The organism is Deinococcus seoulensis (assembly GCF_014648115.1).
Taxonomy (GTDB): domain Bacteria; phylum Deinococcota; class Deinococci; order Deinococcales; family Deinococcaceae; genus Deinococcus; species Deinococcus seoulensis.
This window is the reverse complement of record NZ_BMQM01000012.1, coordinates 19,892-42,612: the sequence shown is the minus strand read 5'-3', so window position 1 is coordinate 42,612 and position 22,721 is coordinate 19,892. Positions and strand designations below refer to the sequence as shown.

General features: G+C 70.1%; 22 protein-coding genes. 6 read left to right on the top strand and 16 right to left on the bottom strand.

Going from position 1 to position 22,721, the window contains the following annotated elements; genetic code table 11:
• Nucleotides 1-196: 196 nt before the first annotated feature.
• From IEY70_RS10130 to kdpF, 12 genes are all read right to left on the bottom strand, one after another.
• Complete coding sequence (locus tag IEY70_RS10130) at nucleotides 197-601, bottom strand: hypothetical protein (protein ID WP_189064895.1); 405 nt, start codon at nucleotides 599-601, stop codon at nucleotides 197-199.
• Nucleotides 598-1,569 (bottom strand): cytochrome-c peroxidase, encoded by a 972-nt coding sequence (locus IEY70_RS10125; protein WP_189064894.1) that lies wholly within the window; start codon nucleotides 1,567-1,569, stop codon nucleotides 598-600. Before IEY70_RS10125 ends, IEY70_RS10130 begins: the two co-directional genes overlap by 4 nt.
• Nucleotides 1,570-1,633: 64 nt before the next feature.
• Entirely contained in the window at nucleotides 1,634-2,032 is a 399-nt protein-coding gene (locus IEY70_RS10120) for a copper resistance CopC family protein (RefSeq protein WP_189064893.1), read from the bottom strand.
• 47 nt (nucleotides 2,033-2,079) lie between these two features.
• Nucleotides 2,080-2,535 carry a DUF1775 domain-containing protein gene (locus tag IEY70_RS10115; protein WP_189064892.1) on the bottom strand — a complete coding sequence of 152 codons (456 nt, stop codon included), beginning with the start codon at nucleotides 2,533-2,535 and terminating at the stop codon, nucleotides 2,080-2,082.
• A gap of 222 nt (nucleotides 2,536-2,757) precedes the next feature.
• Nucleotides 2,758-3,522: an MbnP family protein gene (locus IEY70_RS10110; protein ID WP_189064891.1), complete on the bottom strand. Its 765-nt coding sequence runs from the start codon at nucleotides 3,520-3,522 to the stop codon at nucleotides 2,758-2,760.
• A 403-nt stretch (nucleotides 3,523-3,925) separates the two neighbouring features.
• Nucleotides 3,926-4,417: a hypothetical protein gene (locus IEY70_RS10105; protein ID WP_189064890.1), complete on the bottom strand. Its 492-nt coding sequence runs from the start codon at nucleotides 4,415-4,417 to the stop codon at nucleotides 3,926-3,928.
• 102 nt (nucleotides 4,418-4,519) lie between these two features.
• Nucleotides 4,520-4,891, bottom strand: coding sequence for a rhodanese-like domain-containing protein (locus IEY70_RS10100; RefSeq protein WP_189064889.1), 372 nt, complete (start codon nucleotides 4,889-4,891; stop codon nucleotides 4,520-4,522).
• Between the two features lie 468 nt (nucleotides 4,892-5,359).
• On the bottom strand, nucleotides 5,360-6,496 hold the full coding sequence (locus tag IEY70_RS10095; protein WP_308425519.1) for a universal stress protein: 1,137 nt from the start codon (nucleotides 6,494-6,496) through the stop codon (nucleotides 5,360-5,362).
• Nucleotides 6,497-6,498: 2 nt separating this feature from the next.
• Nucleotides 6,499-7,143, bottom strand: a complete 645-nt coding sequence (gene kdpC / locus IEY70_RS10090; RefSeq protein ID WP_189064888.1) for a potassium-transporting ATPase subunit KdpC — start codon at nucleotides 7,141-7,143, stop codon at nucleotides 6,499-6,501.
• A 70-nt stretch (nucleotides 7,144-7,213) separates the two neighbouring features.
• Nucleotides 7,214-9,334 (bottom strand): potassium-transporting ATPase subunit KdpB, encoded by a 2,121-nt coding sequence (gene kdpB / locus IEY70_RS10085; RefSeq protein WP_189064887.1) that lies wholly within the window; start codon nucleotides 9,332-9,334, stop codon nucleotides 7,214-7,216.
• On the bottom strand, nucleotides 9,331-11,106 hold the full coding sequence (gene kdpA / locus IEY70_RS10080) for a potassium-transporting ATPase subunit KdpA (RefSeq protein ID WP_189064886.1): 1,776 nt from the start codon (nucleotides 11,104-11,106) through the stop codon (nucleotides 9,331-9,333). The genes kdpB and kdpA overlap by 4 nt, the downstream gene beginning before the upstream one ends.
• A 96-nt stretch (nucleotides 11,107-11,202) precedes the next feature.
• Entirely contained in the window at nucleotides 11,203-11,322 is a 120-nt protein-coding gene (gene kdpF / locus IEY70_RS10075; RefSeq protein WP_229777816.1) for a K(+)-transporting ATPase subunit F, read from the bottom strand.
• A 223-nt stretch (nucleotides 11,323-11,545) separates the two neighbouring features.
• Between kdpF and IEY70_RS10070 the strand changes: the two genes are divergently transcribed.
• Together IEY70_RS10070 and IEY70_RS10065 are read left to right on the top strand one after the other, a co-directional pair.
• Complete coding sequence (locus IEY70_RS10070) at nucleotides 11,546-13,093, top strand: sensor histidine kinase (RefSeq protein WP_189064885.1); 1,548 nt, start codon at nucleotides 11,546-11,548, stop codon at nucleotides 13,091-13,093.
• Entirely contained in the window at nucleotides 13,086-13,733 is a 648-nt protein-coding gene (locus IEY70_RS10065; RefSeq protein ID WP_189064884.1) for a response regulator, read from the top strand. Before IEY70_RS10070 ends, IEY70_RS10065 begins: the two co-directional genes overlap by 8 nt.
• A 20-nt stretch (nucleotides 13,734-13,753) precedes the next feature.
• On the opposite strand, the gene IEY70_RS10060 is transcribed toward IEY70_RS10065, so the two are convergent.
• The 3 genes from IEY70_RS10060 to IEY70_RS10050 form a co-directional block, all read right to left on the bottom strand.
• Complete coding sequence (locus IEY70_RS10060) at nucleotides 13,754-14,725, bottom strand: ABC transporter substrate-binding protein (protein ID WP_229777815.1); 972 nt, start codon at nucleotides 14,723-14,725, stop codon at nucleotides 13,754-13,756.
• An 80-nt stretch (nucleotides 14,726-14,805) separates the two neighbouring features.
• Nucleotides 14,806-15,501: a response regulator transcription factor gene (locus IEY70_RS10055; protein ID WP_189064883.1), complete on the bottom strand. Its 696-nt coding sequence runs from the start codon at nucleotides 15,499-15,501 to the stop codon at nucleotides 14,806-14,808.
• Nucleotides 15,502-15,597: 96 nt separating this feature from the next.
• Complete coding sequence (locus IEY70_RS10050; RefSeq protein WP_189064882.1) at nucleotides 15,598-18,306, bottom strand: DUF11 domain-containing protein; 2,709 nt, start codon at nucleotides 18,304-18,306, stop codon at nucleotides 15,598-15,600.
• A gap of 450 nt (nucleotides 18,307-18,756) precedes the next feature.
• On the opposite strand from IEY70_RS10050, the gene IEY70_RS10045 reads away from it, so the two are divergent.
• The 4 genes from IEY70_RS10045 (at nucleotide 18,757) to IEY70_RS10030 (ending at nucleotide 22,403) form a co-directional block, all read left to right on the top strand.
• On the top strand, nucleotides 18,757-19,215 hold the full coding sequence (locus IEY70_RS10045) for an MgtC/SapB family protein (RefSeq protein ID WP_189064881.1): 459 nt from the start codon (nucleotides 18,757-18,759) through the stop codon (nucleotides 19,213-19,215).
• Nucleotides 19,216-19,364: 149 nt separating this feature from the next.
• Nucleotides 19,365-20,489, top strand: coding sequence for a type III polyketide synthase (locus IEY70_RS10040; RefSeq protein WP_189064880.1), 1,125 nt, complete (start codon nucleotides 19,365-19,367; stop codon nucleotides 20,487-20,489).
• Entirely contained in the window at nucleotides 20,489-21,223 is a 735-nt protein-coding gene (locus IEY70_RS10035; RefSeq protein WP_189064879.1) for a class I SAM-dependent methyltransferase, read from the top strand. Before IEY70_RS10040 ends, IEY70_RS10035 begins: the two co-directional genes overlap by 1 nt.
• Nucleotides 21,216-22,403 (top strand): FAD-dependent monooxygenase, encoded by a 1,188-nt coding sequence (locus IEY70_RS10030; protein WP_189064878.1) that lies wholly within the window; start codon nucleotides 21,216-21,218, stop codon nucleotides 22,401-22,403. Before IEY70_RS10035 ends, IEY70_RS10030 begins: the two co-directional genes overlap by 8 nt.
• Nucleotides 22,404-22,410: 7 nt before the next feature.
• Here IEY70_RS10030 and IEY70_RS10025 read toward each other — a convergent pair whose 3' ends face one another.
• Nucleotides 22,411-22,716 (bottom strand): hypothetical protein, encoded by a 306-nt coding sequence (locus IEY70_RS10025; protein ID WP_189064877.1) that lies wholly within the window; start codon nucleotides 22,714-22,716, stop codon nucleotides 22,411-22,413.
• Between the last annotated feature and the right edge of the window lie 5 nt (nucleotides 22,717-22,721).

The following is a 22,721-nucleotide window of genomic DNA, read 5'->3' as shown; positions in this document are numbered from 1 at the left end:
AGCGCCGTTCAGTCCGGTCGTGGGGCACCTCCGACCTCCTACGGACTGCCGTTTGTTTCGCCGACAACCCGGAACTTCACCGCCCCTGCCGGCTCCACGCCCGGAGGGGCGCCCGGCTCCCACTCGCTCTGCGGCGCAGCTCTACGAGTCTGTTCGGACCCAGCGGGCTTTGCAGCCCGTTCAATCCGAGTTCGTATCAGGGTGCCGGGAGCGTGTAGCGCAACCGGAACGCGTCGAAGTCACCGAAGTTCACCGGGCGGCCGTCCAGCACCACCGTGTACCCGCCCGGCGCCACCTTCGGCAGTTCCAGGCGGGTCACGCCCTGCTGCAGGGCCTCCAGCCGGACGTCCAGCAGCGGCGCCACCCGCGCCGACGGCGTGCCCTGGTACAGCAGCAGGCGGCAGCGGCAGCCCGGCAGGTCCCCTCCCGGCCCGGTCAGCACGAACTGCAGCAGCGTCGGTCCCTGCGTGCTGAGCGTATCGTCCGCGTCGGTGGAGAAGGTCACCTGCACCTGACCGGCCGACTGCGTCTCGTGCGCCGCCGCCTGAACGGGCAGCGTCAGGCTCAGCAGCGCCAGGATGTACCGACGGGCGCCCCTCACGGCTGCTCCGGGCGGAACGCCGGGTTGCGCGCGACGCTCTCATCCGTCAGGGCGTGCAGGAATGCCTCCAGGTCGTCCAGTTCCGCGTCGGTCAGGCCCAGCGGGCGGATCAGCGGGTCGGCGTTCGGGTTGGGTTCCCCGCCGTCGTTGTACGTCTCCAGCAGGTCCCGCAGGGTCGCGCGACTCCCGTCGTGCAGGTACGGGCCGGTCAGGGCCACGTTCCGCAGGGTGGGCGTCACGAAGCGGCCCACGTCGCCCTCCTGTTCGGTACGTTCGGCCAGACCGATATCCGGGTTGAAGACCCGCATGGCGTTGTTGTGCGCCAGCCCGTCCGTGAAGTCCCGCCCGGTGTGGCAGTGGAAGCACTCGGCCCGGTCGAAGAACAGGTCCATGCCCCGCACCTGCGCCTCGTTCAGGGCCGAGGCGTCCCCCGCGCGGTAGCGGTCGAAGGGACTGTCGCGGCTGGTCAGGGTCCGCTGGAACGCCGCGAGGGCCCGCACGAGGTTCTGCACGCTGGGCGCCTCCCCGAACGCGGCGCGGAACTGCGCGTCGTACGCCGGGTCCGCCTGGAGCCGCCCGCGCAGCAGTTCGGGCGTCATGTCCAGTTCCGCGTGATCCTGAAGGGGAATCATGGCCTGCACCTCCAGGTTGGGGGAGGCGCCCGCCCAGGTCAGGGCCTTGCGGTCCCCGACGTTGATCAGGGTGCTGGCATTGCGTTTTCCCAGGCGCCCCCCTGCGCCGGGACTGACGGCCTGCGGCGCGGTGAAGGCCCGCGCCGGGTCGTGACAGGACGCGCAGGACACCGTGCGGTCACGGCTGAGGATGGGATCGAAGAACAGCTGCCTTCCCAGGGCGACCTTGCCGGGCGTGGTGGGATTGGAAGGTGGGCCGGGCGGCAGCGGGGCCAGGGCCGCACTGGCGGCGGCGGCCGTGGTCAGCAGACCAAGCGCAGTGATGGGCCATTTCATGGTTCACCTCGGCAGGGCGCGGGGCCGCAGGTGGCAGGCCAGTCACGTCCCTGCACAGCTCAGCTCACTTCACGCGGAAGGTGCTCTGCCCGGTGACGGGATGCCCGTCTTCCGAGAGGATCTTCCACGCGATCACGTACTGGCCGGACCGCAGCCTGGCTTTCAGAGGGATGTTCAGTTGCGCGGCCGTGGTGGTGGCACTCAGCGGCAGGCTGGCCAGTCTGTCCGAATCGGCCTTCTCCGCAAGGGCGAGTTGAGCCGCTGCCTGGATGGTCTGCCCAGCCGGTACCGCCATCACCCGGAACGTACTGAAGCGCAGTTCGATGGGCTCGCTGAACTTCAGTTGCACCGCCCTGGGTGCGGCGACCACGGCGTTCAGTGCCGGCGTGATGGAGGAAACGGCCGTGTGCGCGGTCGCCGTGGAGAGCGTCAGGGCAGTCAGGAGCATCAGGATCTTCTTCATGGGAAACCTCGGGTCGGGGCAGACCTCTGCCTGCCCCGGAGTGCGGGTTACTTGACGGTGGTTTTGCTGGCCGGGCCCCTGGCGGGGTCCGCGTCGTCCCACGCGACCACGCTGCCGTCGCTGTACGTCTGGTAGATCTTCCAGACCAGTTCACCGGCCGCCGCCGGGTTCTTCGCCTGGAAGAAGAACCGCGCGTACTCCATCGGCGCCACCCGGCCCTTCCAGACCACCTCGGTCACCAGTCCGTCCGCGTTCCGCGTGACGGTCCGGGTGAAGCCGGGCGTGACCTGGAAGCGGCTGATCGCCACGCCGGCCGGCACGACGAGGCGGATCTGCGTGGTGCTGATCTCCTTCTCGGTCGGGACGTTCAGGCGGTACGTCTCGCTCTTGCTGGCGGCGGATTCCGTGAGGCCCGCCTCGGTCCGCACAGTCGCGTGCGCGCCCGCCACGGAGATCAGGACGGCGGCGGTCAGGGTGAGGGTGGAACGGATCAGGGTCTTCATGGGGCGTCTCCTTGAGGGTGGGTGGAGCGCGGCGCTCCACCCGGAAGTGCGTTGGGTCAATGGGGAAGAGGTAGGCAGGCTGGAGTTATACGGACTCCGATTGAATGGGCTGCAAAGACCGTTCAATCCGAGCGGATGCGAGTAGGAGGAAAACGGATTCCGGGCGTGGAGTAGGCAGATCGGTGGTGTCCCGATCTGTCAACGAAATAAACGGAATCCGTATTACTTGTGGCCGGGCATGCTCATGCCGGCGGCGGGTGCGGCGCCCGCCAGGCTGAACGCCGTTCCCAGATTCAGGTACAGCTGATCGGCGACCGGGCCGCCGTGCACCTGCGTGTACTTCGCGGCGCTCAGGTCGAACTTCTCGGTGCCCACTCCGGCAGCGACCATCCGCGCGGCGTTCAGGTTGACGGTCACGGGCGCGCCGCCGTCCTTCACCTGAATCGTGCCGGGTTTCATCACGTCGCCCAGGCTCACGGTCAGGCGGCGGGTATCGGCGCCCACGTGCAGCGCCACGTCGCGGGTCTGGCCGCCCACCTGCGCCCTGCCTTCGAAGCGGCTGAAGATGTACCCGGGATTCCACGCCCAGAACATGCCGACGTCCAGGCCCAGCGGGGCCTGCTGGGTGCTGGCGTCCAGGTGGTTCAGGGCGCGGGGGACGCCCACGTCGAAGCGCACGCCCCGGTACGTTCCGGCGGGCACGTCGCCCTTCAGGACCGGGACGTTCTGCCACCCGGCGCTGCCGCCGAGTTTCAGGAGGGTCAGGCCGGGCACGGGCAGTTCGGTGCCGTCGTCTTTCACGAGGGCGACATTGCTGATGTACACCTGCCAGAGGGTGGTGTCGATCACCTGCCCGGCCTGGGTGGTGACCTGTCCGGTGAAGGGCTGGTCGCCGTTCATGACGTTCAGGTTCAGGGCGAAGGGCGCGGCGAGCGAGGTGCCGGTCAGGGCGGCGGTCAGGGCCGTCAGTCGGATCAGGGTGCGCATGGGGAACTCCTTGGGGGGCCTGCGGTGGGCAGGCAGGAGAGAGGAACAGAGCGGACGTGTACGGCCGGAAGGGTCGCCGCGTCAGGCCGGGTTGAGGCTGCGGCGGGTCTGTGGCGCGCCCGCAGGGAAACGCGGGGCCTGCATGGATTCCGTCTGTTTCGTTCGCGGGTGGGCAGCGTGCCGGGCCGTCAGGTTCACGTACGCAGGTTCACGCACGGAACCCGCTTTGATTCATGTCTGCCCGGTTGGAAGGGCTGGCGCTGCACACGGGTGCCGGGTGTGGTCACGGCAGGCCTGCGCTGATGGCAGCGCGGACAGCAGGGCCGCGCCGCCGATCAGGCGAGGCGGGCGTCCTGAAGTGCGGACCTTCCGGAAGGCAGAGCGTGGGGAGCGGCCGTGCTGTTCAGGCGGCGGGTGGTGCGCGGGCGTCCGCGTGGCGCAGCGCGAACGTGACCGGCCCGGCGGTGCGGGCGGTCACGTGAGGGGCGCGTTCGACCGGGTGGTCGACGCGCAGGTCTGCGGCGGCGGCCAGCGCGAAACCGGACGTCAGGCAGAACGGGCAGTGGCGGTCACTGTGGGTGTGCTGCGGCGGGGCATTCGGCGCGGCGTCCGTCAGGTCGTGTGCGTGCCCGTGCCCGGCCTGGGCGGCGGGTGCGTGCGGCGACCCGGCCGGCATGTGCGCGTGCGTGGGTTGCGGCGGGGCCGCGTGGACGTGTTCGGCGCTGGCATGCACCTGCGTGCCGGGCATGGCGCTGGAACCCAGGGTCAGGCCCAGGCCGCCCGCCTCAGGACTGCGGGTCAGGTGCATCCCGGCCGCGAGGAGCGTCAGGAGCGTCAGCACCCAGCGTGTCACGGTGGTGACCGTGGCCTGCTGGGTGCTGGAAACGCGTGACATCACCGGGACAATAGCGTGCAGGTCAGGTGAGAATGTCCTGGGCGGAGCGTGGTGCAGGAAGCCGAATCCAGCCGGAAACGGACGGCGCTGATGGCTGGCACGTTAACGGCTGGTGGGGTATCCGGCGGCGGTCCAGGCATTCATGCCGCCGTCCACGTTGTAGACCTGCGTGTACCCGGCTTTCACGAGTTGCGCGCTGGCCTGGGCACTGCGGTTGCCGCTGCGGCAGATGACGTACACCGGGCGGTCTCTGGGTACCTCGTTGATCCGTGATCCCAGGTCGGCCAGTGGCAGCAACGTGGCGCCGGGCACGTGCCCGCCGGCGTACTCGGCGTCGGTGCGCACGTCCAGGACGTACTCGCCTTTCTGCTGCGCGGCGCGCAGGTCCTGAACGGGAATGGTGGTGTAGGTCGCGGCCCCCGGAGCGCAGGCGCCGAGCAGAACGGGAATGAGCAGTGCGGGCAGCAGTTTCATGGCGCCTCCTGGGTACACGGCACGCATAATACCCCCGCAGGGTATCTGACGGCAACGGATGCGGCCGGATCAACCCGCCAGTTCAGCACCAGCCCTTCGTTCCATCACTCCTGATACGGACTCCGATTGAATGGCTTATAAAGTCATTCAATCCGAGCGGAGCGAGTAGGAGTCGAAGCGGGTTCCGGACATGGAGTTAACAGATCGGTGGTGTTCCGATCTGTTAACGAAATAAACGGAATCCGTATGATGTCTCGAATGCTGAAGCCAAAACTGCACGCTTCACGCGGGATGCGGGACTGCCGTGAAGTCATACGGACTCCGATTGAACGGCTTACAAAGCCGCTTGGTCCGAGCGGATGCGAGTGGGAGAGAAACGCCCCTGCGGACGTGGAGCGGGCAGGGCCGGTGAAGTTCCGGATTGTCAGCGAAACAAACGGACTCCGACTGGATGCTGGGCATCCCCGTTCAGTCCCGGCTGATGATGTGGACGTCCACGTCGCGGGTGCCGCTCAGGACGCGGTGGATGATGTCGCCGCGCCACCACCCGCTCCAGCGGGAGCGGCGGCTTTCGCCCATCACGATCTGCGTGGCCTGCACCTGATTCGCGTGCGCGATCAGGGCGGCGGCCACGTCGGCCGGGCCGATCACGTCGAACTGCCCGCCGAGCGCGCCGGTCAGGGCGCGGTAGGTGTCCAGCAGGCGTGACTCCGGGGCGCTGATCCGCACGCCCCGCACCGTGACGACGTGCAGCGGGGCGTGCAGGCGCGCGGCGAGTTGCCCGCCCCGGCGTATCAGGCGCGCGGCGCCCTCGGTGGCGGTCACGGCGACGATCACCACCTCCCGCGCGCCGGACGCGGCCTGCGGGGCGTGTTCGACGACGCTGGCGACCTGCCGCAGCGCGATTTCCCGCAGGGCCGTCAGGTTGGGGGTCGTGAAGAAGTTCGTGAGGGCCAGTTCGGCGCGGTCCGGGCTGTACACCTGCCCGGCGCGCAGCCGGGCGCGCAGGTCGTGGGGGGTCAGGTCCACCAGGATCAGTTCGGTCGCCTCGCGCAGCACGGTGTCCGGGATGCGTTCGCGGACGCGCACGCCGGTCAGGCGGGCCACGGTGTCGTTCAGGGATTCCAGGTGCTGCACGTTCACGGTGGACAGGACCGTGATCCCGGCGTCCAGGAGTGCGTTCACGTCCTGCCAGCGTTTCGCGTGCGTGCTGCCGGGCGCGTTGGTGTGGGCCAGTTCGTCGATCAGGACCACCTGCGGGCGGCGGTCCAGCAGGCCTTCCAGGTCCAGTTCGCTCAGGTCGGTCGTGCCGGGCACGGCGCGGCGCGCGAAGACCGGCAGGCCCTGCGCGGCCAGGGCGGTGCCCGCGCGGCCGTGCGTTTCGAGAATGCCGATCAGGGCGTCCTCGCCGCGTTCCAGGCGGTCGCGCAGTTCGTTCAGGGCGCGGCAGGTCTTGCCGACCCCGGCGGCCATGCCGATGAACACGCGGTGCACGCCGCGCTCCCGGTCGGGGCGGCCGGGGAGGGCCAGCCGCTGTGGTGCGGCCTGCCGGGGACCGGCCTGCTGGGGATCAGCCTGCTGCCCGGGTGGTGGCTGGCCGGGCACGCTCAGCGGGCGGGTGTGGCGGGCAGGGGCGCGGCGGCGTCCAGTGCGAGGTTCAGTTTCAGGACGTTCACGCCGGGCTGGCCCAGGCCCAGGGCGCTGCGTTCGGTCGCGCCTGCGATCAGGGTCAGGACGGCGTCCTGGCTCAGGCCGCGCGCCCGCGCGACGCGGGGCACCTGCACCTGCGCGCCGGCCGGGCTGATGTGCGGGTCCAGGCCGCTGCCGCTGGCGGTCAGCAGGTCCGGCGGGATGCGGTCGGCGCTGACGCCTTCACGGGCCGCGATCTGCCGGGACAGGGCCTGCGCGCGTTCCCGCAGGGCGGGGTTGCTGGGCGCGAGGTTACTGCCCGAGGCGTTCACCGGGTCGTACCCGCTTCCGGCGGCGCTGGGCCGCCCGATGAAGTACCCGTCGCCGGTGAAGGTCTGCCCGACCAGCGCCGACCCGACGACCTGCGTGCCGCGCGTGATGAGCGAGCCGCTGGCCTGCGCCGGGAACAGCGCGCCGCCCAGCAGGGTCGTCACGGCCGGGTACGCCAGTCCGCACACGGCGATCCACAGCGCGGTGAACCGCAGCCAGCCCAGCAGGCCCGGCTGGGTGCCGGTGGGGGAGGGGTCGAGGGGTTCAGGGCGGGAGTCTGGGAGGGTGGTCATGACGGCACTCCTTGGGCGAGGGGGCGGGCGGGCGCGGGAACGGACGGAGTCCGGCTGACGGGGCCGGGGTTCACAGGCCCAGTCCGCCGAGCAGCAGGTCGATCACTTTGATACCGGCGAACGGGACGATCACGCCGCCCAGTCCGTAGATCAGGAGGTTGCGGGTCAGCAGGGCGTCGGCGCTGCCGGGCGAGTACCGCACGCCGCGCAGCGCGACCGGGATCAGCGCCGGGATGACCAGCGCGTTGAAGATCACGGCGCTGAGGATGGCGCTGCGCGGGCTGCTGAGGTCCATGACGTTCAGGGTGCCCAGCGCGGGGAGTTGCGCGGCGAACAGGGCGGGCAGGATCGCGAAGTACTTGGCGACGTCGTTGGCGATGGAGAAGGTGGTGAGTGCGCCGCGTGTCATCAGCAGGCCCTTGCCGATCTCGACCACCTCGATCAGTTTGGTGGGGTCGGAGTCCAGGTCGATCATGTTCGCGGCTTCCTTGGCGGCCTGCGTTCCGCTCTGCATGGCGAGGCCCACGTCCGCCTGCGCGAGGGCCGGGGCGTCGTTGGTGCCGTCGCCCATCATGGCCACGAGTCGCCCGGCGGCCTGCTCGTCGCGGATCATCTGGAGTTTGTCCTCGGGGGTCGCCTCGGCCAGGAAGCCGTCCACGCCGGCCTCGCGGGCGATGGCCTCGGCGGTCAGGGGGTTGTCGCCGGTGATCATCACGGTGCGCAGGCCCATGCGGCGCAGCTGCTCGAAGCGTTCGCGCATGCCGGGTTTCACGATGTCGGACAGGGCCACCACGCCCAGCACGCGGGCCGAGCCGCCGCGCACCTCGGCGACGGTCAGGGGCGTGCCGCCGGCGCGGGCGATCCCGGCGACCAGGTCGTCCAGTTCGCCAGGGTTCGTGGCTGAGTCTGCGGCCGCGCCGGCACTGAACCCGGCGGCGAAGCGGGCCATGCGGTCGGCGGCGCCCTTGCGGATCTGCACGCGCTGCGCGCCGCCTTCGGTGTAGTCTACGCCGCTCATGCGGGTCTGCGCGCTGAACTCTATGAACTCCGCGTCGTCCGGCCGGGCGGGCAGGTCGGTCAGGGTGCGGGCCAGGGTCACGATGCTCCTGCCTTCCGGGGTCGGGTCGGCCAGCGAGGACAGCGCGGCCGCGCGGGCCAGTTCGGTCTCGGTCACGCCGGTCAGGGGCGCGAAGCGGGTGGCCATGCGGTTGCCGATGGTGATGGTGCCGGTCTTGTCGAGCAGCAGGAGGTCCACGTCGCCCGCGACCTCGACGGCGCGGCCGCTGCGGGCGATCACGTTCGCCTGCAGGGCGCGGTCCATCCCGGCGATGCCGATGGCGGGCAGCAGGCCGCCGATGGTGGTGGGAATCAGGCACACCAGCAGCGCGACCAGCGTGACGGTGTCCACCCGCACGCCCACGAAGCCCGCCAGGGCCGGGAGCGTGGCGACGACGATCAGGAAGATCAGGGTCAGGGCGACCAGCAGGATGCCGAGCGCCAGTTCGTTCGGGGTTTTCTGGCGGCTGGCGCCCTCGACCAGCGCGATCATGCGGTCCAGGAAGCTCTCGCCGGGCTGCGACGTGACGCGCACCACGATCCGGTCGCTCAGGACGCGGGTGCCGCCGGTCACGCCGCTGTGGTCGGTGCCGGCCTCGCGGATCACGGGGGCGCTCTCGCCGGTGATGGCGCTCTCGTCCACGCTGGCCATGCCCTCGACGATCTCGCCGTCGCCGGGGATCAGGTCACCGGCCTCTAGGACGATCAGGTCGCCGCGCCGCAGGTCGCTGGACGGCACGGTCGTCTCCGCGCCGCCGCGCAGCAGCCGCGCGGGTGTGTCCTGGCGGGCGGCGCGCAGGCCCTGCGCCTGGGCCCGGCCGCGCGCCTCGGCCAGTCCCTCGGCGAAGTTCGCGAACAGCACGGTCAGCAGCAGCAGGGCGCTGATGGCCGCGCCGTACGCCCAGTCGCGGCCCGCGATCAGGTCACCTGCGGTCAGGGCGGCGGTCAGGACGGCGCCGACCAGCACGATGAACATCACGGGGCTTTTCGCCATGCGGCGCGGGTCGAGTTTGGTCAGGCTGGCCTTCCAGGCGTCGCGCAGCAGGTCCGGCGTGAACAGGGAGCGGCGCGGCGCCGGGTCCGAGGGTGTGGGGGCGGGTGTGGCGGGTTCGGACGGGCGGGGCTGGGTGATCATCGGGCGGCTCCGGTCAGGGGAGAGGGGGGCGTGGCGGGCACGGGGTCAGGTCCGGGGGCAGGTACGGTGGCAGGCGCGGCGGCGGCGGGCGTTCCGGCGCCTGCGGGCTGGGTGAGGCTCAGCTGCTCGGCGACCGGGCCCAGCACCAGCGCGGGCGCGAAGTTCAGGAGTTGCAGCAGGACCATCACGCCCAGCAGCATCCCGGCGAACACGGGCGTGTCGACGCGCAGCGTGCCGCTCGTTTCCGGCGCGGCCTTCTTCGTGGCGAGCAGGCCCGCGATGGCCAGCGGCGCCAGGATCGGCAGGAAGCGCGCCAGGATCAGCACGGCGGCGCAGGTGACGTTCCACCAGGGTGTGTTGTCGCCCAGGCCCTCGAAGCCGCTGCCGTTGTTGGCGTAGGCGCTGTTGTACTCGTACAGCACCTGCGACAGGCCGTGGAAGCCGGGGTTGGAGGTGCCGCTCAGGGCGGGCGCGGCCAGCGTGACGGCCGTGAAGCCCAGCACCAGCGCGGGTTGCAGCAGGATCAGCAGGGACGCCAGTTTGATCTCGCGGACCTCGATCTTGCGGCCGAACAGTTCCGGCGTGCGGCCCACCATCAGCCCGGCGATGAACACGGTCAGGATCACGAACACCAGCATGTTGATCATGCCGACGCCGATCCCGCCGTACACGTCGTTCAGGAACATCCCGAGTTGCGGGACCAGGCCGCCCAGGGGGTTGAGGCTGTCGTGCATGCCGCTCACCGAGCCGTTACTCGTCTGGGTGGTCAGGCTGGCCCACAGGGCCGTGGCGTCCGTGCCGAGGCGCACTTCCTTGCCTTCCATGTTCCCGCCGGGCGCGGCGAGGCCCAGCAGCGCCGCGTTCGGTTGCCGCTCCGCGAGGACCGCGCCGGTGATCAGCGCGGCCGACGTGACGCTCATGACGCCCAGCAGCGCCGCGCCGAAGCGGCGGCGGTTCAGGAACACGCCGCTGGCGATCACCAGACTCACCGGGAACAGGATCAGGCTGACCATGCTCGCGAGGTTGCTCAGGGGCGTGGGGTTCTCCAGCGGGACGCTGGAGTTCGGGCCGTACCAGCCGCCGCCGTTCGTGCCGAGCTGCTTGATGGCGACCATCGCCGCGACCGGCCCGACCGGGATGGTCTGCGTGGTGACCGGCTCGGCCTGACCTTCCACCTGCTGCGGTTGCAGCAGCGTGGCGGTCTTCGCGCCGCTGAAGGTGCTGGGCACGCCCTGCGAGGTCAGCAGTGCGGCCAGCAGCAGCGAGGCGGGCAGCAGGGTGCCCAGGGCGCGCGTCACGTCCAGGTAGTAGTTCCCGACGTTCGCCTGCCCGCGCAGGCCGCGCAGCACCGCGAACAGCGCGGCCATCCCGGCGGCGGGCGTCACGAACTGCAGGGTCACGATGGCGATCAGCTGTGAGAGGTAACTCAGGCCGCTCTGGCCGCTGTAATGCTGCTGGTTGGTGTTCGTGATGAAACTCGCGGCGGTGTGCAGCGCCGTGTCCCAGCGCATGTCACCGATGCGGTCCGGGTTTAGGGGCAGCGCGCCCTGCGTGACCAGGGTCAGGTAGGCCACTACGCCCAGCACGGCGTTCGTGCCCAGCAGGGCCGCGCCGTACTGCCGCCAGTTCATGCCGGACGCCGCGTTCACGCCGCACAGGCGCAGCAGGCCCGCCGTGAAGCGCGACGCGGGCGAGGCATACAGCCGCGCGATCAGCAGGCCCAGCGGCGCGGCCAGCAGGAAGGTCAGCAGGAACGTCAGGAGGATGTCCATGTCAGAGCCTCTGCGGGACGCTGAGGGCCAGGGCGACCAGCGCGAACAGGGCCAGCAGGATCAGCAGGCCCAGCAGGATGGGCAGCAGCGCGGGCATCAGAACCGCTCCGCGCGGATCAGGGCGTACAGCAGGTAGAGGATCAGGGCCAGCACCAGCACGAGCAGCAACGTATTCATACGCCCCCGATGCTGCGCCGCGCCCGCCGCGCCCACCATTCTCCGCCCGGCCAGGGGCACTGGCCATGTGGCCAGTCACGCGCCGCGCGTTTCGGATAGCCTCGGGTGTGATGAGACCGGGCGCACTGATACGGATTCCGTTTGTTTCGCCGACAACCCGGAACACCACCGGGTTGCCGGCTCCACGTCCGGAACCCGCCCTGCTCCCACTCGCAGCCGCCCGGATTGAATGGCCTTCGCAGCCCACTCGGTCGGAGTCCGTATGAGCACAGGTGGCGTGAGACAGGCGCTGCGGATCCTGTTCCCGCCGCCCCGGCTGCCGCTCGGGGACGGCACGCTCTGGACGGTGTGCCTGGGGACCCTGGCGTGCGTATTGCTCACCGACCTGCTGACCCCGGCGTCGCTGGTGGTGGGGACGCTGCTGACCGTCCCGGTGGCCCTGTCGGCGCTGGGCACCTCGCGCCGCCCGGTGGTGGTCCTGACCCTGCTGAGCGTCCTGGCGTCCCTGCTGGCCGCCGTGGCGAACGCGCAGGTGGACGGCTTCAACCGCTCCGACCTCTCGAACCGGACGGTCAGCCTGCTGGCGATCCTGCTGGTGGGCGGCCTGACCCTGCGGTCCCGCGAGGCGTCCGAGCGGGCCGTGCGGATCGCGGAGGACGAGCGCCTGCTGACCCGTGAGCGGCTGCTGCGCCGCCTTGCGGAGGACATGGGCGGCCCGCTGGGCCAGCCGGAGTTCGTGACGCGGGCCGCGGCGGCCCTGCAACGCCTGACCGGGGCGCGCAGCGTCGAGGTGGGCGCCGCCGTGCGGGCGGTCCTGCGCGCCCCGCACGCGCTGGCCACCGCGCCGGACGTAGGGCCGGACGACACCAGCCTGCCGTCCTGGCTGGACGAGCGCCTGCCGCTGGAATTCCTGGCCCGCCCGGTCGGTGCCGGGAACGTCTGGGCGGCCGACGGGGGCCGCGTGGTCCTGGCGCGGCTGCAACGCGCGGATGACAGTGACCTGCTGCTGATCCTGCGCGGCCCGCAGACGCCGCTGGCCCTGACCGGGGAGGCGGTGGCGGCCCTGCAACCCCTGCTGGACCGCACGCGGCTGCTCGACGACCTGCGCGCCGGGCGTGAGCAGCTGCGGGAACGCGGGGAACTGCTGCGTGACCTCGTGTACGCGTTCTCGCATGACCTGCGCACGCCGCTGCTGGCGAACGCCATGAACATGCAGGGCGCGCTGCGCGGCGCGTACGGCCCCCTGCCCGACGCGTACCGCGAGACCCTCGGCAACGGCCTGGAAGCGAACGCCGCGCTGCTGGCCCTCGCGGAGAAACTGCTGCTGGTCACCAAGTACGAGAGCGGCGAGACGGACGATCAGACCAGCGACGTGAACCTGCGGACCCTGGTGCAGGGCGTGCTGGAGGACCTGCGGCCCCGCGTGGAGGCCAGCCGCCTGAACGTGGAACGCCAGCTGAGCGCCGCGCGCGTGCAGGGGCGGCGGCACGACCTGCGCCGCGCCGTGCAGAACCTGCTGGAGAACGCCGTGAAGTTCAGTCCGCCTGACGGGACGCTGCGCGTCACCCTGACCCACGTGGACGGCGAGGTGACGCTGACCGTGCAGGACGACGGGCCGGGCGTGCCGCTCTCGCGGGAGGGGCAGCTGTTCCAGCGCTTCCGCAGTGGCGGGGCGGGGGGCGGGACGGGCCTGGGCCTGTACCTCACGCGCCGCATCGCCGAGGGGCACGGCGGGAGCGTGCGGTACGTCCGCGCGCAGCAGCGCAGCCTGTTCATCCTGACCCTCCCGGACGGAGCGGCGCATGCCTGAGGGAACGCCGGCGCCCGCTGTCATCCGCGTCCTGCTGATCGAGGATCACGCGTTCACCCGTGACGGGCTGCGCGTCACCCTGAACCTCGAACCCGACCTGCGCGTGGTCGCCGAGGCCCGCAGCGGCGAGGAGGGCCTCGAACGCCTGGAGGCCGTGAGCGTGGATGTCGCCGTGATCGACATCGGCCTGCCCGGCATGGACGGCATCCGCACGGCCGCCGAGATCCGCCGCCGCTGGCCGGACGTGCGGATCGTGATGCTGACCGCGCACGACCTGCGCCAGGAGGTGTTCGCGGCGCTGGCGTCGGGCGCCGCCGCGTACTGCCTGAAGAGTGCGCGGCCGGAACTGCTGCTGCTGGCCGTGCGGGCCGCCGCCGCCGGGAGCGCGTACCTGGACCCGCAGGTGGCGCATCACGTGCTGGGCAGTGTCCGCACGCCCGGCACGGCCCCGCTGCTGACGCCGCGTGAACTGGAGGTGCTGCGCCTGATCGCCGATGGGCTGCCCAACCGCGACATTGCCGCCGAGCTGGGCGTGAGCGTCAGCACCGTGAAACTGTACGTGCAGGAGATCCTGGTCAAACTCCAGGCGGCGGACCGGACGCAGGCGGCCGTGAAGGCGCTGCGTCAGGGCTGGCTCTGAGCGCCGGGCGGCCGCCTGGGTCAGCGCAGGCGGTCGAGGATCAGGCTGGTGAGCTTGTTGCTGTGGTACACGCTCATCAGCGGACCGGTGTAGGGGTTGAAGTCGTCCGGGACGTACACCACCGACTGGTCCTTCAGGCGCTGACCGACAGCGGTTTTCAGGAAGGCGTCCGCGCCGTTGTAGCGCCCGCCGGGGGGGAAGAGGATGACCAGGGTGTCTTTGCCCAGGCCCAGCAGCGCCTCGTCGCTGATGGCGGTGCCCACACCGGCGGTTCTGGGGACGCTCAGGCCGTTCCTGAAGCCCAGCGCCTGCACTTCCGGGACGAGGCGCACGTCGGTGTACAGCCAGTTGCTGCCGCCCGTGAACGGCGCGATGACCACGGCTTTCGGGTAGCGCCTGAGGATACCGGCGGCGTTCAGTTTCTGCGCGTTGCTGCGGGCGGTCTGCGCGGCGGTGCGGATGGCGGTCTCGGCCTGCGCTTCCCGGCCGAACAGGCGGCCCAGGTCCCGCAGGCCCTTCTGCCAGAAGCCGTCGCCGCCTTCCTTGTACGCGATGACCGGCGCGACGCGGCTGAGGCGGTCGTAGTTCTGGTTGCCGTCCCAGGTGAGGCGGACGATCAGGTCCGGTTTCAGGGCGGTGATGGTTTCCAGGTTGGGGGTCTGCCAGTCGCCGACGAAGGTGGGGTTTTTCAGGTTCACGCGGCCGTAGAAGCCGCGCCCGAGGACCTCGGGTTTGATGCGGGTGCCGCTGAGGTCGGCGGGCGTGAGGTACGTGCTGCCGATCCCGACGACGCGGCCCTGCAGGCCGAGCGCGGCGAGCCAGCCGAGGGATTCCTCGTCCATGGCGACGATGCGCTGGGGGTTCTTCTTCAGGGTGACGGTGCCCTCGTCATGCTTGATGCTGAGGGTGGCGGCGTTCTGCGCGAGGACGTGGCCCTGCACGGTGAGGTAGGCGCCCAGGGTGAGCAGGAGGGGCAGGGGGAGTTTCTTCACGCCGTAATCCTGACTAAATAGATCAGATTAGTCAAGTCTATGGCGGAAATGGGCGAGTTCCGGACCTGACTGCCCGGCGCTCAGTCGATCATCAATTCCGGAATGTGGAGATTCGGAGGCACCTCGAACACCACGCCACTCCCCTGCGGCATGTGAATCAGGTCCACCCCCCCCGTCAACTCGCGCAGCTTGGCTCGCAGCCGCGACAGGTGCGTGTTCAGGGTCGCCAGCCTGGGAGCAGGCGCCGTGTCCCACAGCGCCTTCAACACGTCCTGACGCTGGCAGCGTTCACCCGCTCGCCCAGCGAGATGCACCAGCAGGCGGAACTCGGTGGCGGTCAGACTGACCTCCCGGCCACCCATCTGACAGGCGCCGGCTGCCGGCAGAAGGGTCAGCCCGCCCACCTGCACAGGCGTGCACCCAGGATGCACACGCAGCAGACTACGGATGCGGGCCAGCAGTTCCCGCCACGCGCACGGCCGCTGGATGTACGCCACGGCCCCCGCCTGCATGAACGTCAGGGTGGTGTTCAGCTCCCCGCCGCAGCCGAGGATCACACTGGGCACCGGAACGGGCCGCGCACTGAGGAAACGGGTGAATGTCACGGCGTCCGGCGTGTCGGCCCCCATGATTACCAGGGCCGCGGGCGTGCCCAGGGCCAGCCGGGCTTCCGGGACACTGTGCGTCACTTTGACCTGATACCCGTGGGCAGTCAGGCGCTGGAGCGCCGCCTGCAGGGTAGGCTCAGCGGTAACAATCAGGATTCGTGTAGGCATGCAGGTCCTCCAGGCAGGCGCGCAGACAGTTGGAGTGGATGCCCCGTGAAAGATGCGCTGATCCCCACCGGAGATCAGCGCATCTGGAAGGGGGGATCAGGGAACGACGGTGGTGGACTCGGCCTTGAAGTTCGTCTGGGCCTGACCGCTGCTCTCGGCGGTGTTGTTCCAGAGCATGGTCTGCTGGTACTGACGGGCGGCCGTGCCGGCCGGCGCAGCAACCTGCGTGCGGATCCAGATGACGCCGCTGGGAGCCACGCGGAAGGTGGGGGTCATGGTGATGACCTGCTGCCCGACACCGCTCTCGGCGTTCACGGTGTACTGCGCGCCGGCCGTGAGGCGCGTGCTGCTGGCGTTGGTGTAGTCGCTGGTGATCGCGCCGGTCTGCGGATCGCGGGTCGGCGTGGGATCGTAGTAGACCTGGGTGTTGCTGTACGTGAAGATACCGGGCGTCTGCTGGATGGGGCTGGTCGCACCGAAGTTGTACGTGATCACGTTGTTGATCGCGCCCTCGTTCGAGGCGACTTCCACGCTGGCGGCGCTGGCCACGATGGTGCCCGCAGGGTCACCGGCGCGGATGGGGTCGGTGATGTCCGTCAGCTGGGTCTGCTCGGAGATGAAGGACGTGACCGTCACGCAGGCGCGCGCCGTGCCGTTGCCGCCGTTGGTGCTGGCGTAGCTGCCGGTATCGCAGTACTCGCCGCGGGGAGCGCCGGCGGGCACGGTGCTGGTCAGCGTGAGCGTCAGGGTCTGGCCGGGCGTCAGGTTGACCGTGGCGGGGACGGTGCTGACGGTGCGGGTCGCGGCGTCATACGTGACGCTGCCCTGCTGGGTGGTGCCGCTGATGACGTAGCTGCCGCTACCGAAGTTCATGTAGACGTTGTTCAGGTTGCCCAGCAGGTCCTTGACGGCAACGGCCGTGGCGGTAGCCGAGCCGGTGTTCCTGACGGTGATGGTGCTCTGGTAGCTGCTGCCGGGCGTGAGCTGGTTGATGGCAGGCTGACCACTGATCTGGGTGTTGGTCTTGGTGATGGCCAGCACGGGCGAGGCGACCTTGAAGCAGGGAATGCCGGAGGTGCCGTTCACGACCACGCCGTTGTTGCTGGTGGCGGTGTAGGTGCCCACGTCACAGTAGTCGCCGTCGACCGTGCCGCTCGCGGCGAAGGTGAAGCTCTGGGTGGCTCCGGCGGCCAGGGTGAAGGCGCCGCTGGTGAAGCCGTCGTCTCCGTTCTTGGTCACGGCGACGTTCTGCGGCGCGGCCGTCACGGCGCTCTGAATGGCGTAGTTGGCAGCGGCGGTGTTCTGCGCGAGGGCGTCGGTCACGACCACGTTGGTCGCGGCGGCGTTGCCGTTGTTGCTGACCGTGATGCGGGCGTACACCTGCTCGTTCGGGGCGACGACCACGCCACTGGCGATGGGCGTGAAGGTGCCGCCACTGAGCGTGCCGAGCGTCTTGACGATGTTCAGGGTGGGCGCCGTGACGGTCAGGCAGGCCTGATCGCTCAGGTTGGGCGTGACGGTTCCGAAGGCGCCGTTGTTGTAGCTGACGATGCTGGCCACGTCACAGTACACGCCGACGGCGCTGGCCTGCGCCGGGAAGGTGAACGTGCGGCTGGCGCCGGGAGCCAGGTCGAAGGTGGCGTCGAAGCCGTCGGTGGCGTTGGCCGTGGTGCCAGCGGGCGCCGTGATGCTGTAAGCGGCGGCGCTGCCGGACTTCAGGACGTCGTTCAGGCGGATGTTGGTGGCGGGACCGGCGCCCGTGTTGCGGACCGTGATGCTGAAGTTACGGGCCTGGTTGATCCCGGCCTGGTTGTCGTCGGGCGTCTTCGTGATTTCCAGCTTGGCGCTGGGCGCGAAGGTCTTGTTCAGGAACTGCTTGGTGATCTCGGTGCCGTTCACGTACGCGATGGCACGGACGCGCGCAGTGGCCTGGGTGGTCACGGCGGGATCGTGGTTCAGGGCCGTCCAAGTGTACCCGTTCGTGTCGGGCGTGTTGACGCCGGTCACGTTGTACAGCGGGTACTGAACGCTGCTGGGGTAGCGGGCGTTCGTGCCGGTGGCGCTGTTGGTGTAGGTGTTGGCGCTCAGGGCGTTGTCGTTGATGTCCTGACCGGTGATGGGCGCGCCGGAAGGCTGACCACCGTCGTCTGCTGCGGCGAAGCGCACGCTCCCGGTCTGATCGAGGATGTCCCAGCGGACGTTGGCGCCCACGATGGGGTACACCTTGCCGTCGGCGGCCTTGTAGCCCACGTACCCGGCGGCGACGTTCTGGGTGTTCAGGGGCGCGACTTCGTCCTGCTCACCGGCCGTGGGGCCGACCAGGGTGTTGCCGCTGCCGAGCAGGGCAGGGTTGATCCCGGCGGTTTCGTTTTCCATCCAGGCGTAGAACACGAAGCGGGTGCCGGCGTTGTCGAGGTCTTCCTTGGTGATGGTGACGACCTTACCGCCCGCGTCGATGTAGAACGCGCCGGAAGTGGGGGTCTGCGCGACAGCCACGAGCGTCGGGGCGACCAGCGACACGCTCTGACCGGCCGTGACCGTGAAGGTTTGCGTCTGGGAAACGAAACCGGCCTTGCTGTAGGTCACCGTGTACGTGCCGGGCGTCAGGTTGTTGTAGCTGGTGGAGGGAACGACAGCTCCGTTGGAGCCGGTGATGACAATCGTGTATCCGTTGGGGTTCTGAACGCCGACGCTGCCGACAGTGGGCGTGGCAGGCGGTGTGACGTTGGTCGTGCCGCCGCCGCAGGAGGCGAGGAGGAGGACGCTGGTGAGCGCGACGATACCGAGTTTCATGTTTTGTTTCATGTGTTCCTCCGGAAACATCAACAGGGCACGGCGCTCATCCATTCTGATGAGTCGGCGACCGTCATCTCTTCAGTGGTTGACTGAAGGCATGTTGATTAAATTCATTAATTCATCCAGTTCAGGCCCGATCGTGAGAGTCCTGCGCATCAGCTCTTCAACTGACGGCCATTCCACCTTCAGTTCTGATCCAGTAGAGATGTCGAATGCGGTTGAGTCTTCATAATCGACATGAGATGACCTTAAGGGCGCATTCATATATGAACGCCAGTCATCTACCTGATGAAAAAATAAAGCGACGAGGGTGCCAGATTGCTTCGACTGCTCAGGCTCTGTTCACAGATCGGCTGACTTCGTGAGAACAGCATTCCCGACATGAGAAAGCCCGTATGAGGGAACAACCTTTCCGTCATATCCAGCGGCGCCCAGCACCGCTCCTTGCATACTCGGCGCATGGCCGACCCCCTCACCGACCTGCTTCTGCTGCTGCGCATCCTGAGCGCCTGCCTCCTGTGCGGCCTGATCGGCTGGGAACGCGAACTCTCCCGCAAGAGCGCCGGCATCCGCACCCAGATGCTCGTCGGCGGCAGCTCCGCCCTGTTCGTCGTCCTCGCCGAGGGCCTGATCCTGCAGTTCAGCGGCGACAGCGCCTCCATCCGCTTCGACCTCGTCGGCGTCCTCGGCGCCGTCGTCAGCGGCGTCGCATTCCTCGGCGCCGGCACCATCTTCTCCTCCGGCAAGGAGCAGCGGCGCGGCCTCACCACCGCCGCCAGCCTGCTCGCCTCCGCCGGCATCGGCGTCGCCTGCGGCCTCACCCATTACGTCCTGGCCGCCGGTTCCACCCTGATCTTCCTGTTCGTCCTCAATGTCGTCAGCCGCCTCAAACCTGACATGCACGACCCCGACACCTGATACGGACTGGCCTCCCGGACGATCCGGACGCGCTGTCAATGACGCGCTGCCGACGTTGTAGGCAGCGCGGCGCTGCGTGCCCGGATCGCCTGGGAGCGGTCTTAACGTTCCCGGTAGGGGGGGTCAGGTGCGGGCGACTAGACTGCCGCATGCCTGTCTTTCTTCACGCCCTGCGCGGCGTTCTTCCTGACACCGCCTACCCGCAGGACGTGATCCGTGACGTGATCCGCGCGCAGCCGGAACTCGACCGGCTGGGGCAGCGGCTCACGACCAGTATCTTCAACAATTCCGGGATCGACACGCGGCACTCGGTGGTGCCGGATTTCGCGTCGGACCGGGCGGGGTTGTTCTACGATCCGGTCAGTGGGCGGATGTTGACGCCGAGTACCGGCGAGCGGAACGCGTATTACGTGGAGCAGGTGACGCCGCTGCTGCTCGCGGCGGCCCGCGCGGCGCTGGACGCGACGGATCTCGCTCCGGCGGACATCACGCACGTGATCACGGTGTCCTGCACGGGGTTCTTCGCGCCCGGGCCGGAGTACGTGCTGGTGCGTGGGCTGGGCCTGAGTCCGCAGACGCAGCGCTTCCATGTGGGCTTCATGGGCTGCTACGCGGCGTTCCCGGCGCTGCGCATGGCGCGCGCGTTCTGCGAGGCGAACCCGGACGCGGCCGTGCTGGTCGTGTGCGCCGAGCTGTGCACCATTCACATGCACTCCTCGAACGACCCGGACACATTGATCGCCAACTCGGTGTTCGCGGACGGCGCGGCGGCCGTGATCGTGTCGGCCCGCACGCCGGCGGCCGGGACGCCCGCCCTGCGGATGGACGCCTCGCTGACCATGCTCACGCCCGAGGGTGTGGGCGAGAAGGACATGGCCTGGACGGTGGGCGACCAGGGGTACGACATGGTGCTCAGCACGTACGTGCCGGAGATCATCGAGGCGAACATCGCGCCGATCCTGGATGACCTGCTGGCCCGTGACCTCGCGCTGGCCGGGGCCGGGGGCGCGCAGGTGGACCGCTGGGCGATTCATCCGGGTGGCCGCGCGATCTTGGACAAGGTGCAGGGCGCGCTGGGCCTGAGTGACGCGCAACTGGCGCCGTCGCGGGACGTGCTGCGCCGCGCGGGGAACATGAGCAGCGCGACGGTGCTGTTCATCCTGCAGGACGTGCTGGACGCCGGAGTGGACGGTGAGCGGGTGGGAGCGCTGGCGTTCGGGCCGGGCCTGACGGTGGAGTCCGGGCTGTTCACGGTCTGCCGCGGCCTCGACTGATGCCCCGACTGATACGGAGTGCTGATGCGGCTGGCCCGCTGGGCGGCTGGCGTTCCCGCGCGGTGATTCCGGAGTTGATGGACGACCCGCACTGCGACCCGGCGGCGCTGGCGAACACGTACCGGTCGTTCGATCTGGTGAACCGGGTGGTGAGCGGCTGGCAGCAGGTGTACCGCCGTGACCTGCGCCCGCACCTCCGGCGGGCGGGGGGCGGCACGCTGCTGGACGTCGGGTGCGGCGGCGGGGACGTGGCCCGCCACCTGGCCCGCTGGGCAGCGCGTGACGGGTTGACGCTGCGCGTGACGGCCATCGACGCGGACGCCCGCGCCATCGCCTTCGCGCGCGCGCAGCCGCCCGTGCCGGGCGTGACGTACCGGCAGGCGATGAGCGGGGACCTGCGCGCGGCCGGACGGCAGTTCGATTTCGTGATCTCCAATCACCTGCTGCATCACCTGAGCGGCCCGGAGCTCACGGCGCTGCTGGCCGACACCCAGGCCCTGTGCGCCCGCGTGGCGGTGCACGGTGACATAGAGCGGCACCCGCTGGCGTACGCGGCGTTCCGGGTGGCGACCGCGTGGACGTTCCGGGGGTCGTTCATTCACGTGGACGGGTTGCGGTCGGTGCGGCGGTCGTTCACGCACGCGGAACTCGCGCGGGTCGCGCCGCCCGGCTGGCAGGCGCGGCGGCAGTTCCCGTTCCGGAACCTGCTCACCTGGGAGGCCGGGCGTGCCTGAGCGGCCCGGCCCCCGGACGGCCCCGGCGTCCTGCGAGGTCGCGGTGCTGGGCGGCGGTCCGGTCGGGCTGTACCTGGGGTTGCTGCTGGCCCGCGCGGGCGTGGACGTGCGCGTGCTGGAGCGGCGCGTGTCCGTCAGCACCCACTCGCGCGCCGTGGGGTTGCACCCGCCCGCCCTGGAAGCCTTCGATGAACTGGGAGCCGACCGGGACGGCGTACGCCTCGGGCAGCGGCTGGCGGGAGCGGGCGTGCGTATCCGCCGGGGCGTGGTGCGCGGCCCGTCCGGCGTGCTGGGTGAACTGGGCTTCGCGGGCACGAGCGACTCGCACCCGTACGTGCTGTCCCTGCCGCAACAGCAGACCGAGACGCTGCTGGAATCCGCCCTGCACGCCCAGGCGCCGGGCGTCCTGCGGCGCGGCGTGACCGTGCAGGCCGTCCGGGACGCCGGACCGCACGCCGAACTGACCGTCGAGGAGGAGGGCCGGACCGGCACGCTGCGCGCCGCGTTCGTGGTCGCCGCCGACGGGCGCCGCAGCCTGGGCCGCACGGACGCCGGGATTCCCTTCCCGGGCCGCACGTACCCGAACACGTACCTGATGGGTGACTTTCCCGACACCACCGCGTACGGCGCGGACGCCGTCATCACCCTCTCGGCGGGCGGCGTGACCGAATCGTTCCCGCTGCCCGGCGGGCGGCGCCGCTGGGTCACGCAGACCCCGCACCTGACACCCGGCGCCGCGCCCGCCGACCTGAGCGCACTGCTGCGCGCCCGCACGGGCCTGCACGTCCCGCCGGACGGGTGCTCCATGCTCAGCGCCTTTCAGGTGCGCCGTCACCTCGCGCCGACCTTCCGGGCCGGGCGCATCCTGCTGGCCGGTGACGCCGCGCACGAGGTCAGTCCCATCGGCGGGCAGGGCATGAACCTCGGCTGGCTCGACGCCCGCGACCTCGCGCCCCGCCTGAGCGCCGCACTCGCCGGGAACAGCGGCCCACTGCACGCCTACGGTCCCGCCCGCCGCGCCTCTGCCGCCCGCGCCGCCCGGCAGGCCGAGGCGAACATGTGGCTCGGCCGTCCCCTGAGCGGCCCGGAGGGACCCTGGCGTGAAACCCTGATGCGCGCCCTGCTGGGCAGCCCCGCCCGCACCCTGCTGGCCCGCGCGTTCACCATGCGCGGCCTGTAGCGGTGTTTCAGCGGGCGTCGGTCAGGGCGCCTCGGACCTGTTCGAGGACCTGATCGGAGAGGGGCGTGCCCTGGGTGGCGCGGGCGATGAGCAGGGCGCCGAGCATGGTGCAGGCGGTCATGAGGCCGCTCTGATCGTCGGTGTCGAGCCAGCGGGCGAGGTCGTTCACGCCGTCGGCGAGGACCTGGCGTGTGCCTGTCGTGCCGGTGCGGGCGATGTCCTGCGCCAGGGCGGCGGTGGGGCAGCCCTGGCCGGGCTGGTCACGGTGGGTGGGAGGCAGGCGTGAATGTAGGCCTGCTGGGCGGCGGGCCACCGCGT